Source organism: Planomonospora algeriensis, assembly GCF_977012225.1.
Window position 1 is genome coordinate 1 of sequence record NZ_CDRNDK010000134.1, and the last position, 14,120, is coordinate 14,120.

The following is a 14,120-nucleotide window of genomic DNA, read 5'->3' on the forward strand; positions in this document are numbered from 1 at the left end:
GCAGCAGCCCGGCGGGCAGGCCGGCGGCTCCGGCTCGGCCAGCAGCTCGCCGACCACCGCGACGAAGCTCGGGTGGGTGCCCACGGTCGCGGCCCTGGCCAGCGGGAGGCCGATCTCCCGGGCCAGGTTCGCCGCCTCCACGTCGAGGTCGTAGACGACCTCCATGTGGTCGGAGACGAAGCCGATCGGGACCAGCACCACCGCCGGTGCGTCGAGCCCGCGCAGGTGGTCGCAGACGTCGGGCTCCAGCCACGGGACGTGCGGCGGCCCGCTGCGGCTCTGCCAGACCAGATCCCACTCGCGGCCGTCGCCCAGCCCGGCCACGACCAGGGCGGCGGCCTCGCGCAGCTGCGCCTCGTAGGCCCCGCCGTCCGGCCCGGACGTCGCGGCCATCGAGACCGGGACGCTGTGCGCGGTGAAGACCAGCCGCGCGCCGTCCCGGCGCCCGGCCGGCAGCCGGTCCAGGGCCTGGCGGGTGTGGTCGACCATGGCCGCGACGAAGCCGGGGCGGTCGTAGTAGTGCGGGAGCTTGACGACCTCCGGGGCGCCCTCCACGGCCGCGCGGGCCAGGGCGATGTCGTCGAGGTACTGCCGGCAGGCGGAGTAGGAGCTGTAGGCCGAGGTCACGAAGGCCGCGGCCCGCTTCACCCCGTCGGCGGCCATCCGCCGGAGCGTGTCCTCCAGGTAGGGGTGCCAGTTGCGGTTGCCCCAGTAGACCGGCAGGTCGACGGTCGGCTCGACGGCGGCGATCAGGTCGCGGCACTGCTGGTTGATCGGGCTGACCCCGCCGAAGCGCTGGTAATGCGCCTCGACCTCCAGCAGGCGCTCGCGCGGGATGTCGCGGCCCCGCACGACGTTCTCCAGGAACGGCATCACGTCGTCCGGCTTCTCCGGACCCCCGAACGAGACGACGAGCAGCGCGTCGTAGCTCCCCACAGCTCTCCCCACGGTTCCCACGGTGCCCACGACCTCCATCCAACCGTATGCCCGGTCCGCCCCTCGCATCGCCATGACCGGTGATTCGCGCCGGACGGTCGCGCGGACGCATGAACCGGGAGCCGATGGAGAGGTAGGTTCGGGAGCGTGACCCCTTTTTCTGACATGCGTGACTATGTCGGCGTGCCGCGGGTGGCTTCCCTGCGGCTCTCCCCGGACGGGACCCGTCTGGTGAGCGTGGTGCAGTCCCTCAACCCGGACGGCAGGAGCTACGGGACGTCGCTGTGGGAGATCCCCCTCGACGGGCGCCCGCCGTACCGGCTGACCAGGTCCGCCAAGGGCGAGGCCGGTGCCGAGTTCACCGCCCGCGGCGACGTCCTGTTCGGCTCCCGCCGCCCCGACCCGACGGTCAAGGACCCCGGCGACCCCGACGGAGAGGTCCCCGCGCTCTGGCTGCTCCCCATGGGCGGGGGCGAGGCCCGCCAGGTCGCCTCCCGGCCCGGGGGGATCGCCGGCTTCGCGACCGGCGGCTCCGTCGTCGTCTTCGGCTCCGACGTGCTCGCAGGCGACGAGGCCACCGAGGCCGACCGGCGCAAGGCCCGCAAGGACGCCGGGATCAGCGCGATCCTGCACGAGAGCTACCCGGTGCGCTACTGGGACCACGACCTGGGTCCCGGCGAGCCCCGCCTGTTCGCGGGGATCCTCAGCGGGGACCGGCTGACCGGGGTCAGGGACCTGACCCCCGAGCCGGGCAGGGCGCTGACCAACGCCTCCTACAAGGTGGCCCCGGACGGCGGCACGGTCGTCACCACCTGGGCGGTCCCGCTGCCGGGCGGGGAGCAGCGCACCGAGCTGGTCGCGATCGAGATCGCGGACGGCGGCGCCCGCCGGGTCCTGGCGAGCCAGGACGGCTACGACTTCGAGGGGCCGCTCGCGGTCTCGCCCGACGGCCGCCTGGTCGCCTGCGTGCGCAGCAGCCATGCCTCCGTCACCGAGATCCCCGAGGTCACGCTCTGGATCGTCGACCTGGCGACCGGCGAGGGCCGCGCCGCGGGCGGCGACCTGTGGCCGTCGGACATGGTGTGGGCCCCCGACTCGGCCTCGCTGTACGTGGCCGCCGACCACCTCGGCCGCCGTCCCGTCTTCCGCGTCCCGGCCGACGGCTCCGAGCCGGTACGGCTCACGCCCGACGACGCCGCCTACTCCTCGCTCAACGCGGCCCCCGACGGGAGCGTCTACGCGCTGCGCAGCGCCGTGGACCGGCGCGCCCGGTGCGGATCACCGCCGGCGGCGCGGTGGAGGACCTGCCCTCCCCGGCTCCCGCGCTGGAGGTGCCCGGCACGCTCACCGAGGTCACCGCGACCGCCGACGACGGCGCGGAGATCCGCGCCTGGCTGGTGCTGCCCGAGGGCGCCTCGGCGGAGAACCCGGCGCCGTTCCTGCTGTGGATCCACGGCGGCCCGTTGTCCAGCTGGAACGACTGGTCCTGGCGGTGGAACCCGTGGATCATGGCGCGGCAGGGCTACGCCGTCCTGCTGCCCGACCCGTGCCTGTCCACCGGCTACGGACCGGAGATGATCCGGCGCGGCTGGGCGGACTGGGGTCCGCGCACCCACGCCGACCTGATGGCGATCACCGACGCGGCGCTGGAGCGGCCCGAGGTCGACGCCGCGCGCACCGCGGCGATGGGTGGCTCCTTCGGCGGCTACATGGCCAACTGGGTGGCCGGGCACACCGACCGGTTCAGCGCGATCGTCACCCACGCCTCACTCTGGCACCTGGACCAGTTCGCCGGGACCACCGACGCCTCCATGTACTGGCAGCGCGAGTTCGGCAGGCCCGGCACCGAGCTGTACGCCAAGCTCTCTCCGCACCTGTCCCTGGAGAGGATCACCACGCCGATGCTGGTGATCCACGGGGACAAGGACTACCGGGTGCCGATCGGCGAGGGGCTGCGCCTCTGGTGGGACCTGCAGCGCACCGGTGTGGAGTCGAAGTTCCTGTACTTCCCCGACGAGAACCACTGGGTGCTCAAGCCGGGCAACGCGGTCGTCTGGTACGAGACCGTGCTCGCCTTCCTCGCGCAGCACGTCCTCGGCCAGGAGTGGAAGCGGCCCGAGTCGCTGTCGTGACCCCGGCGTGAGCCCCGGTACGGAAACCGGTACGGAAACCGGTGCGGACTCCCGGCGCGGACACCGCCGGGAGTCCTGTCGCGGAGACCGCCGGGGGCGCCGCCGTGAACCCGGTGCGGCGGGCGGACCGCCGCACCGGGCACGATGGGGCCGACGAGTGAGCAAGGATCGGGGAACGAGATGAGCACTGCCGCGGACTTCCTGGAGCTGGCGGAGCGGATCGCCCGCGAGGCCGGGGAGATGCTCCTGGCCGAGCGGCCGGCCCGGCCCGAGGTGCTGGCCACCAAGTCCAGCCCCACCGACGTGGTGACGGCGCTGGACCGGGCCTCGGAGGAGCTGATCCGAGCCAGGATCAAGGAGGCCAGGCCGGACGACGCGATCCTCGGCGAGGAGGGCGGCGCCACCGGCGAGGGGAAGGTGCGCTGGGTCGTCGACCCGATCGACGGCACGGTCAACTTCCTGTACGGCGTGCCGGAGTGGGCTGTGAGCATCGCGGTGGAGATCGACGGCGAGATCGTCGCGGGCGTGGTGAACATCGTGCCCCGGAGGGAGGTCTTCACCGCGGCCCGGGGCGAGGGCGCGTGGCTGGCCGGTGAGCGGCTGCGCTGCAACAGCAGGGTGCCGCTGGAGCAGGCGCTGATCGCCACCGGCTTCGGCTACGAGCCCGGCCGGCGCGCGGTCCAGGCCGAGGTGCTCGCGCACGTGCTGCCGCGGGTGCGCGACATCCGCCGGGGCGGCTCGGCGGCCTCGGACCTGTGCGCGCTGGCCGCCGGACGGGTGGACGGGTACTACGAGCGCGGCCCGCAGGAGTGGGACTACGCGGCCGGCGGGATCATCGCCGTCGAGGCGGGGGCCAGGCTCGGCGGGTTGCACGGCAAGCCGTGCAACCCGGGGCTGACGCTGTGCGCGGCGCCCGGTCTCTTCGAGGAGCTGCACGACCTGCTGGCCCCGCTGGACCCCGAACGGGACGCCTGAGCCGTGGGGGCCCGGAACGCGGGAAGGCGCCCTCCCCGGGCGGGGGAGGGCGCCTTCCGCAGTCGTCAGGGCCTGGCGGTCAGGGCTGGAGCGGGATGCCGTTGTCGGTGGCTAGCCGGCGCAGATCCTCGATCTCTGCGGTGAGCGTGTCGGCGAAGTAGTCGTCACCGGTGGACCTGGCCTCCTGCAGGTTCTTGTAGGCCTGGTCGAGGCGGTGTTCGATCGTGGTCGTGAACTCGCCCATCTCACCTTCTCTCTCACGGGGTCCGAAGGGCGTTCGGCAAAAGGGTGTAGGACCGCTGTACCCAGTGCCCGGCATGTCCTAAACATGGGTGTGCGATACATCACCGGCGGCGCCCCCATCATGGTGAGGGCCTTACCGCAGGCTTACGCACGCTGGGGCGACAATGGGGCGACGGCGGGAGACCGTCCGGCGACCGGGTCCTCCGGGTGTCCCCCGGGTGCCCTCCGGTGTTCTCCGAAGTGTTCCCAGAAGTTTTCCAGTGAGCTTTCCAGTGGAGGTGCCAGGGGTCGTGCGGGTGCTTGTGGTTGAGGACGAGCGGGTGCTCGCGGACGCGATCGCGACCGGGCTCCGGCGCGAGGCCATGGCCGTGGACGTCGCCTACGACGGCGCCGGCGCGCTGGAGCGGACGAGCTACATCGACTACGACGTGATCGTGCTGGACCGGGACCTGCCCAAGGTCCACGGGGACGAGGTCTGCCGCCGCCTGGTGGCGGAGCGGACCGCCTCCCGGATCCTGATGCTGACCGCCTCGGGCGACGTCGACGACAAGGTGGAGGGGCTGGGGCTGGGCGCCGACGACTACCTGGCCAAGCCGTTCGTCTTCGTCGAGCTGGTCGCCCGGGTCCGGGCGCTCGGCCGCCGCTCGGCCCCGGCGCTCCCGCCGGTGCTGGAGCGCTCCGGGATCCGGCTGGACCCGGGCAAGCGGCTGGTGACCAGGGACGGCGTGGAGATCGCCCTGACCAAGAAGGAGTTCGCGGTCCTGGAGGAGCTGATGCGCGCCGAGGGCGCGGTCGTCAGCCAGGAGGACCTGCTGGACAAGGCCTGGGACGAGAACATCGACCCGTTCACCAACGTGGTGCGGGTCACCATGATGACCCTGCGGAAGAAGCTGGGCGAGCCGCAGGTGATCGAGACGGTGCCCGGGGTCGGATACCGGCTGTGAACGGGCGCTGCGGACCGCGTGCCGGTGCGCGGCCGGGACGGGGGACGTCGTGAGCGGGACTCCGGAGGAGCGGCCGGTTCCCGGTGCTGAGGAGCGGGCGCCGCACGGGCGGCGGGAGGCATCGCCGTCGCGGGGACCGGTGGGCCCGCAGGGTCCGGCGGGTCCGGCGGGTTCGCCGGGTCCGGTGGGACCGCCGGGCTTCGGCCCGGCGGAGGAGATCGGGACGGCCGTGCCGACCCATCCGATGATCAGCCCGCACTCCGAACGCGGGGAGCGCAGACCGCAGGCGACGACGGCCGGGCGCAAGCCCGGGACCCCGCCGCCGCCGAGCGGCCCGCCCGCCTGGGACGGGCCGCCTCCGGTGGGGGCGTCGCCGGTCCAGGTCTCCCCCCTGGACAGGGTGAAGAGGGTCACGGACCGGGTCAGCATCCGGTGGCGGCTCACGCTCACCTACGGCGCGCTGTTCTTCGTGGCGGGCGCGCTGCTGCTGTTCGTGATGTACGTGATGGTCGCCTGGGCCATCGACGCGGCCTGGCCTTCGGCCAGCAACTTCGACTATCCGCCGGAGCACGAGTGGAAGGTCAAGCAGTGGTGGGCGCTGCAGCGTGACAGCGCGATCATCGTCGCCCGGCAGCACATGCTCACCAGGTCCCTGCTGGCGCTGGTCGGGCTCGGTATCCTCGCATTGATCATCGGCTACGTCGTCGCGGACCGGGCGCTCAAGCCGATCCAGCAGATGACCGCGACCGCCCGCACGCTCTCCGACTCCACCCTCGCCCACGAGCGCATCGACCTCAAGGGCCCCAACGACGAGCTCAAGGAGCTGGCCGACACCTTCGACGCCATGCTGACCCGGCTCAACGTGGCGTTCGACACGCAGCGCAGGTTCGTGGCCAACGCCTCGCACGAGCTGCGCACCCCGCTGACGATCAACCGGACCGTGCTGGAGATCGCGCTGGGCGACCCCGAGGCGTCGGCGGACCTCAAGGCGCTGGGCCGTACCCTCCTGGAGGTCAACGCCCGCAACGAGCGCCTCATCGAAGGGCTGCTCCTGCTGGCCCGCAGCGAGCGCGAGCTGAGCGTGCGCAAGCCGGTGAACGTCAAGGAGGTGGCCGAGACCGCGGTGGAGCAGCTCGCGCCGCGCGCGGAGGAAGCGGGCGTCACGGTCGTCGCCGAGCTCAGGGACGCCGAGACCGTCGGTGACCCGGTGCTCCTGGAACGGTGCGTGGCCAACCTGGTGGAAAACGCCATCAAGCACAATCTCCCTGAATCCGGAAAAGTCTGGGTTCGAACGGGAATGGTGGAAGGTGCGTTGGTTGTTCAGGTGGCCAATACGGGGCCGCACGTCCCCGCGTACGAGGTGAACAGCCTGTTCGAGCCGTTCCGGCGGCTCAATGCCGACCGGGTCGATTCGGCCAAGGGGGCGGGACTCGGGTTGTCCATCGTCCGGGCGGTCGTGCGGGCTCACGGGGGCAACGTGGCCGCCGTCCCCAGAGACGGGGGCGGTCTCGTCGTGACCGTGAGACTTCAGCCGCGTTGATCCGGCGGGGGGCGTCTCGCTCGCGCCGTACATGTGGTTGGATGTGCCGTCGAACACGGTGGTGCATGCTGCCAATGCTGTGGTTTACGCCATATTTGGCTAACCATGCCCATTGGTGGCGGGTCCCTCACGTGTGAGGAGGTTCAGCAGCCATTCCGACGGGGTACCGAAGCAGGAATCTCTCCGTCGGTTCGGGCACAAGACGGACCTCTCGTACGTTACAACGCGCGAGCGAGCGCAGACAGATAGATGAGGGGGATGGAGCAGACCGATGGCTACCGATTACGACAGTCCACGCAAGACCGACGACGACCTCAATGAGGACAGTCTTCAGGAACTGCAGGCGCGCCGTACCGACAAGTCCTCGGGCAGCATCGACATCGACGAGACCGACCTCGCCGAGTCGCTCGAGTTGCCGGGTGCGGACCTGTCGAACGAGGAGCTCTCGCTCCGGGTGATTCCTCGTCAGGCCGACGAGTTCACCTGCGCGCGCTGCTTCCTGGTGCATCACCGCAGCCAGCTCGCCGTCGAGAGGAACGGCCAGCAGATCTGCCGGGAGTGCGCGGCCTGACGACCGTTCCGACGGCCTGTCCGAAGGTGTGTCCCTTCACCCAAGGGTAGAGGGCCGCGACCGAGGACAGCCTTGAGGAGGTTCCGCGACATGACGTCGGAGAACGAACAGACCGGTGCCGGGTCGCCGGCTCCACGGCCGGGGAGCCGGCCGGCGCACCGGAGCGTGAGGTCGCCGAGCTCGTCGGCAGGCTCGCCGATCCCGGCGAGATGGACGGAGCCGAGCGGCGGCGGCTGCTCGGCCGTCTGACGGCCGCGCTCGCCGACGGCGCGAAGAGGGCCAAGGCGTCCGGGGTGGGCCGGGGGCGCTGGCTCGCGGACGTCTTCATGGCCGTGGCGCCCCGCATCCCCATCCGCGACCTGGCCACGCTCTCCGAGCACCACCACGGGCTCGTCGCCGAGGAGCTCGCCGACGACCTGGCCCGCACCGCGGCCAAGGCCACCATGGCGGTCGGCGCGATCGGCGGAGCCCTCGCGGCCGCCGAGTTCGCCGCCCCGCCCCTGCTGCTCTCCGCCCCCGCCCAGCTCGTGGCCGAGACCCTGGTGGTCGCCGCGATCGAGGTCAAGCTCATCGCCGAGCTGCACGAGGTGTACGGCGTGCAGGTCCCCGGCACCGGCTCGCAGCGGGCCGTCGCGTTCGTGACGGCCTGGTCCAAGCAGCGCGGCGTCGACCCCCTGACCCCCGCCTCCGTCACCATCGCCCTGGGCACGGCCGCCAAGACCGCGCTGCGCAACCGGCTCATGCGCACGCTCGGACGGCACCTCACCACTTTCGGGCCCTTCCTGACCGGGGCCGTGGCGGGAGGAGCGCTCAACCGGGCGGCCACCAGGAAACTGGCGGTCACGGTCCGTGACGACTTGCGTCGGCACCGTGCTCTACCGTCCGGAAAGTCATAAAATCACCTAAATGGGGTAGTTGCTGAAGCAAGTCAACTATCTGGAGGATTTTGTGACGAGCACCAGCTCGTTCCTGATCGTCGCCAACCGTCTCCCCGTCGACCGGGTCGGAGACGACATGTGGCGGCGCAGCCCCGGTGGACTGGTCACCGCGATCGCCCCTGTGCTGCAGCGCAGGGAGGGCGCCTGGATCGGCTGGCACGGTGCCCCCGACGAACGGCTCGACCCCTTCGACCACGACGGCATGCACCTGATCCCGGTGCCGCTGTCGAGGCAGGAGGTCGAGCTCTACTACGAGGGCTTCTCCAACGCCACCCTCTGGCCGCTCTACCACGACGTGGTCGCCACGCCCGTCTACTCCCGGGTCCTGTGGGACGCCTACCGCACGGTCAACGAACGCTTCGCCGAGGCCGCCGCCGAGCCGCCGCGCCCGGCGCGGTGGTCTGGGTGCAGGACTACCAGCTCCAGCTGGTCCCCGCGATGCTCCGCAGGCTCCGCCCCGACCTGCGCATCGGCTTCTTCCTGCACATCCCCTTCCCGCCCGGCGAGCTCTTCCAGCAGCTCCCGTGGCGGCGGGAGATCCTGGAGGGCCTGCTCGGCGCCGACCTCGTCGGCTTCCAGCGGCCCGGCGGGGCGTCCAACTTCGTCCGGCTCTGCCGGCGCATGCTGGGCCTGTCGCACCAGAAGCACGAGATCTACACCGAGGACGGCCGGACGGTGCGGGCCGGGGCCTTCCCCATCTCCGTGGACTTCGGCGAGCTCGACTCCCTGGTGCGCGAGCCGCACATCATCTCCAGGGCCAAGGAGATCCGCGCCGAGCTGGGCGAGCCCGAGCACGTGCTGCTCGGCGTGGACCGCCTCGACTACACCAAGGGCATCGGCCAGCGGCTCAAGGCCTTCGGCGAGCTGCTCGCCGAGGGCGCGGTCAAGCCGGGCGAGGCGGCCTTCGTGCAGATCGCGACGCCCAGCCGGGAGCGGGTCGAGGAGTACATCCGGCTGCGCGACTCGATCGAGCTGCAGGTCGGCCGGATCAACGGCGAGCAGGGGGAGCTGGGCCAGCAGCCGGTCCAGTACCTCCACCAGTCCTACGGGCGGGACGAGCTGGCCGCGCTGTACCTGGCGGCGGATGTGATGGTGGTGACGCCGCTGCGCGACGGGATGAACCTGGTCGCCAAGGAGTACATCGCCTGCCGCAACGACCTGCGCGGGGCGCTGGTGCTCAGCGAGTTCGCCGGAGCGGCCGACGAGCTCCGCCAGGCGTTCATGGTGAACCCGTACGACGTCGACGGGCTCAAGCGGACGATGCTGGCCGCCATGCGGGCCACGCCGCACGACCTGTCCCGGCGGATGCGGTCACTGCGCCGCCGGGTGGCCACCTACGACGTGGACCACTGGGCCAAGGAGTTCCTCACGGCTCTGGAGTCCTGAACGGCTCTGGAGTCCTGAACGGCTCCGGAGCCTCCGGCCGCTCCCCGCGGCGACCCGCACCGCCGGGAGGGCGCCCCGCCTCAGTCGACGACGTCGCGGGCGGCGTCCTTCAGCGCCCGCCAGGCGTCGTAGCGCCTCCTGGCGGTGCGGGCCATCACGATCTGCGCCACCTGCATGCCCACGCCCATCACCACGGCGTAACCGATCGCCTCGGCGAGGCTGACGTCGAGGGAGTCGTGGTCGGCCGGGGGCTTCTTGCCCGTCGTCTTCTCCCAGACGATCCCCAGGACCTTCTTGGCCGCCCACGCCGTGGCGAACCCCACCAGGCCGCCGACGGCCTTCCACGCCAGGTCCTGCTTCTCCTTCTCGTCGGTCACAGTGCTCCTCCTCCTCGACGGCGGCGCCGCATCCGATGATTCCCCTCAGATAACGAACACTAGTCTCCTTCAGCGGCGGATCAGGTGAAGCCATACCATCAGGAGGCATGACGAACCAGCGATCGCGCCATGCGCCCATGCCCGAGAAACCGACTCTCGCCGGCCTGGAGTCCGTATGGGTAGCCCGCTGGGAGGCCGAGGGCACCTACCGCTTCGACCGCTCGCGCACGCGGGACGAGGTCTACTCGATCGACACCCCGCCGCCGACCGTCTCCGGGTCCCTGCACGTCGGCCACGTCTTCTCCTACACCCACACCGACACGATCGCCCGCTTCCAGCGCATGCGCGGGCGCGAGGTCTTCTACCCGATGGGCTGGGACGACAACGGCCTGCCCACCGAGCGGCGCGTGCAGAACCACTTCGGCGTGCGCTGCGACCCGTCCGTCCCCTACGACCCGGACTTCCGGCCTCCGGCCGCGCCCGGAAGACAGCAGATCCCGATCAGCCGCCGCAACTTCATCGAGCTGTGCGAGAAGCTCACCATCTCCGACGAGAAGGCCTTCGAGGAGCTGTGGCGGCGCCTGGGCCTGTCGGTCGACTGGTCCATGACCTACGCCACCATCGACGGCCGCGCGCGGGCCGCCTCCCAGCGCGCGTTCCTGCGCAACCTCGCTCGCGGCGAGGCCTACCTGGCCGAGGGGCCCACGCTCTGGGACGTCACCTTCCGCACGGCGGTGGCCCAGGCCGAGCTGGAGGACCGGGAGCACCCCGGCGCGTTCCACCGGATCGGCTTCACCGCGCCGTCGGGGGAGCGGGTCTGGATCGAGACGACCCGGCCCGAGCTGATCCCGGCCTGCGTCGCGCTGGTGGCCCACCCGGACGACGAGCGCTACCGGCCGCTGTTCGGCACCACGGTCCGCACCCCGCTGTTCGGGGTCGAGGTGCCGGTGCTCGCCCACCGCCTCGCCGAGCCCGACAAGGGCTCCGGCATCGCGATGATCTGCACCTTCGGCGACGTCACCGACGTCGTCTGGTGGCGCGAACTGGACCTGCCCACCCGGGCGGTGATCGGCTGGGACGGCCGGCTGCTCCCCGAGCCGCCGCAGGGCGTGCCCGCCGAGCCGTACGGCGAGCTGGCCGGGAAGACCGTGCACTCCGCCAGGGAGCGGGTCGTGGAGCTGCTTCGCGCCTCCGGCGAGATGGAGGGCGAGCCCCGGCCGGTGAAGCGGCCGGTGAAGTTCTACGAGAAGGGCGACAAGCCCCTGGAGATCGTCACCACCCGCCAGTGGTACATCCGCAACGGCGGGCGGGACCGCGCGCTGCGCGAGGAGCTGCTGGCCCGGGGCGCGGAGCTGGCCTGGCACCCGCCGCACATGAAGGCCCGCTACGACAACTGGGTCGAGGGCCTGGCGGGCGACTGGCTGATCTCCCGGCAGCGCTTCTTCGGCGTGCCCATCCCGGTCTGGTACCCGCTGGACTCGGACGGGGAGCCCGACCGCTCCTCGCCCATCCTCCCCGACGAGTCCCTGCTCCCGATCGACCCGGCCGGCGACGTGCCGCCCGGCTACACCGAGGAGCAGCGCGGCAAGCCGGACGGCTTCACCGCGGACCCGGACGTCATGGACACCTGGGCGACCTCCTCGCTGACCCCGCAGATCGCCGGCGGCTGGGAGCGGGACGACGACCTGTTCCGGCGGGTCTTCCCGATGGACCTGCGCCCGCAGGGCCACGACATCATCCGCACCTGGCTGTTCTCCACCGTGGTCCGCTCCCACCTGGAGCAGGGCGTGCTGCCCTGGCGCAACGCCGCCCTCTCCGGCTGGATCCTGGACCCCGACCGCAAGAAGATGTCCAAGTCCAAGGGCAACGTCGTCACGCCGATGCACCTGCTGGAGGAGTACGGCTCCGACGCGGTCCGCTACTGGGCGGCCAGCGGCCGCCCCGGCACCGACACGGCCTTCGACACCGGCCAGATCAAGGTCGGCCGCCGCCTGGCGATCAAGATCCTGAACGCCTCGCGGTTCGTGCTGGGCTTCGGCGACCCGGACGGACCGGAGATCCGGGCCGCCGAGGTGACCGAACCGCTGGACCTGTCCATGCTGGCCCGGCTGGACGAGGTGGTCCGCGAGGCCACCGAGGCGTTCGAGGCCTACGACTACACGCGGGCGCTGGAGCGGACCGAGCGGTTCTTCTGGGAGTTCTGCGACGACTACCTGGAGCTGGTCAAGGCCAGGGCGTACGGCGACGGCTCCGGCGGGGCGGCCGCCCGCTCGGCCCACGCGGCGCTGCGCGAGGCGCTGGACGTCGTGCTCCGGCTGTTCGCGCCGTTCCTGCCGTTCGTCACCGAGGAGGTCTGGTCGTGGTGGCGGGAGGGCTCGGTCCACCGGGCCGCCTGGCCCGTGCCCGCCGCCCGCGACGGCGACCCGGAACTGCTCCCCGTCGTGGCCGGCGTCCTCGGCCGGATCCGCGGGGCCAAGTCCGACGCCAGGCTCTCCATGCGCGCCGAGGTCTCCCGGCTGACCGTCCGCGGCGCCCGGGCCGGCCTCCTGCGGCGGGCGCAGGACGACCTGTGCGGCGCCGGTGCCGTCGAGGAGTTCGTCCTGGAACCCGGCGAGGGCGACCTCGCCGTGGAGGTGACCCTGGCCTGACGCGGAGCGCACCGAGGAGGGCGCTCCGGCGGGGAGGACGCGAGAGCACACGACTCTGTCCTCCCCGTCGGCCGTTCCCGGCGTACGGTCGAACCACGACAGGTGAGGGAGGACAGAGATGACGCCAGGATGCGGCAGCTGCAGCTGCTACCTCGAGGACCGGGTGATCTCCGGGCCGCCGGGAGAGCGCTGACCCGGATCCGGAGCGGAGGGGGCCGGCCCGGGCGGCCGGTCTCCTCCCGCCGCGGTTCCCGGATTCCCCGTTGGGCGATAACCGCGCGCGTTCGCGGCCGGAGCATGCCAGTCTGGAACCCGTGATCTCCGACCGGGAACGTCTGACGCAGCTGGTGCCCCGTACGCTGCTCCGCCTGGCCGCGTGGAGCCTGTGCCTGATCATCATCGGCTGGGCGGTCTTCTACGCCGCCTCCTTCGTGGGCACCCTGCGCATCGTCATGCTGCCGGTGGCCATCGCGCTGCTGCTCACCGCGCTGCTCTTCCCGATCACCCGCAGGCTCCGGCTGATGGGCATGCGGCCGATCTACGCGACGTGGGTCACCATGCTGATCGCGCTCGCGGTGCTGGGCGGCACCGGGTGGATCATCGGCGTGCGGGCCAACGAGGAGTTCCCCCGCCTGGTCACGCAGGTCCAGGCGACCGCCAGAGAGGTGCAGGGCTGGCTCCAGACGGGACCGCTCCACCTGCAGCCGACCCAGATCAGCGAGTGGATCGACCAGATCGCCGGTCAGCTCACCCAGCAGCAGCAGCAGATCACGACCACCGTCCTCACCGGCGCCACCGTCGCCCTGGAGGTCCTCGCCTCGATCGTCCTGCTGCTGTTCGTCACGTTCTTCCTGCTGAAGGACGGCGACCGGATCTGGGCCTGGTTCCTGCGGGCGTTCGGCCCGGCCGCGCCCCGGGTGGACCGGGCCGGGCGGGCCGCCTGGGTGACGCTCTCCCACTACGTCCAGGGGACCGTGGCGGTCGCGGCGGTGCACGGCGTCATCATGGGCATCGTGCTGGCCGGGATGGGGGTGCCGCTCTGGGCGCCCCTGGCCGTGCTCATCTTCCTGGCGAGCTTCATCCCGATCGTCGGCATCTTCTTCGCCGGGGCCGTCGCCACCCTGGTGACCCTCGGCGCCCAGGGCCCGATCTACGCGCTGGTCTTCCTGGGCATCCTGCTGGTCGAGCAGCAGCTGGAGAACCACGTGCTGCAGCCGCTGATCGTCGGCCGGGCGGTGAACTTCCACCCGCTGGCCATCATCCTGGTGCTGGCCGTCGGCGGCATCATCGCGGGCATCGCCGGCGCCGCGGTGGCCGTGCCGATCGCCGCGGTCGTCTACCGGGCCGTGCCGGAGCTCATGAGGGACTCACCGGCGGCCCTGCCGCCGGCGTCATCGGCTCCGGCGGCCTCCGGATCCGCCCCGCCGGAC

11 protein-coding genes and 2 pseudogenes are annotated in these 14,120 nt (G+C 71.9%); 10 read left to right on the forward strand and 3 right to left on the reverse strand.

The window, feature by feature from the left end:
- Positions 1 to 936: ferrochelatase (locus ACWJ6R_RS16055; protein ID WP_449063004.1), on the reverse strand; the 936-nt coding region annotated here is incomplete at its 3' end.
- Positions 937 to 1,101: 165 nt separating this feature from the next.
- Between ACWJ6R_RS16055 and ACWJ6R_RS16060 the strand changes: the two are divergent.
- Positions 1,102 to 3,068, forward strand: a pseudogene (locus ACWJ6R_RS16060) (S9 family peptidase).
- 180 nt (positions 3,069 to 3,248) lie between these two features.
- Complete coding sequence (locus tag ACWJ6R_RS16065; protein ID WP_449062997.1) at positions 3,249 to 4,043, forward strand: inositol monophosphatase family protein; 795 nt, start codon at positions 3,249 to 3,251, stop codon at positions 4,041 to 4,043.
- Positions 4,044 to 4,122: 79 nt separating this feature from the next.
- Here ACWJ6R_RS16065 and ACWJ6R_RS16070 read toward each other — a convergent pair whose 3' ends face one another.
- Positions 4,123 to 4,287: a hypothetical protein gene (locus ACWJ6R_RS16070; RefSeq protein WP_189237307.1), complete on the reverse strand. Its 165-nt coding sequence runs from the start codon at positions 4,285 to 4,287 to the stop codon at positions 4,123 to 4,125.
- A 289-nt stretch (positions 4,288 to 4,576) separates the two neighbouring features.
- Here ACWJ6R_RS16070 and ACWJ6R_RS16075 point away from each other — a divergent pair, with 289 nt between their 5' ends.
- The 6 genes and pseudogenes from ACWJ6R_RS16075 (at position 4,577) to ACWJ6R_RS16100 (ending at position 9,665) form a co-directional block, all read left to right on the forward strand.
- Positions 4,577 to 5,230 carry a response regulator transcription factor gene (locus tag ACWJ6R_RS16075; protein ID WP_449062998.1) on the forward strand — a complete coding sequence of 218 codons (654 nt, stop codon included), beginning with the start codon at positions 4,577 to 4,579 and terminating at the stop codon, positions 5,228 to 5,230.
- Between the two features lie 244 nt (positions 5,231 to 5,474).
- Positions 5,475 to 6,770 carry a sensor histidine kinase gene (locus tag ACWJ6R_RS16080; protein WP_449063005.1) on the forward strand — a complete coding sequence of 432 codons (1,296 nt, stop codon included), beginning with the start codon at positions 5,475 to 5,477 and terminating at the stop codon, positions 6,768 to 6,770.
- Between the two features lie 271 nt (positions 6,771 to 7,041).
- A complete protein-coding gene (locus ACWJ6R_RS16085) occupies positions 7,042 to 7,341 on the forward strand; it encodes a DUF4193 domain-containing protein (protein WP_012893211.1) in 300 nt (99 codons plus the stop codon).
- 209 nt (positions 7,342 to 7,550) lie between these two features.
- A complete protein-coding gene (locus ACWJ6R_RS16090) occupies positions 7,551 to 8,237 on the forward strand; it encodes a hypothetical protein (protein ID WP_449062999.1) in 687 nt (228 codons plus the stop codon).
- A 118-nt stretch (positions 8,238 to 8,355) separates the two neighbouring features.
- Positions 8,356 to 8,598: pseudogene (locus ACWJ6R_RS16095) on the forward strand (trehalose-6-phosphate synthase); the annotation flags it as partial.
- Positions 8,599 to 8,675: 77 nt separating this feature from the next.
- Positions 8,676 to 9,665: an alpha,alpha-trehalose-phosphate synthase (UDP-forming) gene (locus tag ACWJ6R_RS16100; protein ID WP_449063000.1), complete on the forward strand. Its 990-nt coding sequence runs from the start codon at positions 8,676 to 8,678 to the stop codon at positions 9,663 to 9,665.
- Between the two features lie 80 nt (positions 9,666 to 9,745).
- Here ACWJ6R_RS16100 and ACWJ6R_RS16105 read toward each other — a convergent pair whose 3' ends face one another.
- Positions 9,746 to 10,042 (reverse strand): DUF4235 domain-containing protein, encoded by a 297-nt coding sequence (locus ACWJ6R_RS16105; RefSeq protein ID WP_449063001.1) that lies wholly within the window; start codon positions 10,040 to 10,042, stop codon positions 9,746 to 9,748.
- A 107-nt stretch (positions 10,043 to 10,149) separates the two neighbouring features.
- Here ACWJ6R_RS16105 and valS point away from each other — a divergent pair, with 107 nt between their 5' ends.
- Positions 10,150 to 12,690 (forward strand): valine--tRNA ligase, encoded by a 2,541-nt coding sequence (gene valS, locus ACWJ6R_RS16110; RefSeq protein WP_449063002.1) that lies wholly within the window; start codon positions 10,150 to 10,152, stop codon positions 12,688 to 12,690.
- Between the two features lie 314 nt (positions 12,691 to 13,004).
- Positions 13,005 to 14,120 (forward strand): AI-2E family transporter (locus ACWJ6R_RS16115; RefSeq protein ID WP_449063003.1); only part of this gene is annotated, 1,116 nt, incomplete at its 3' end.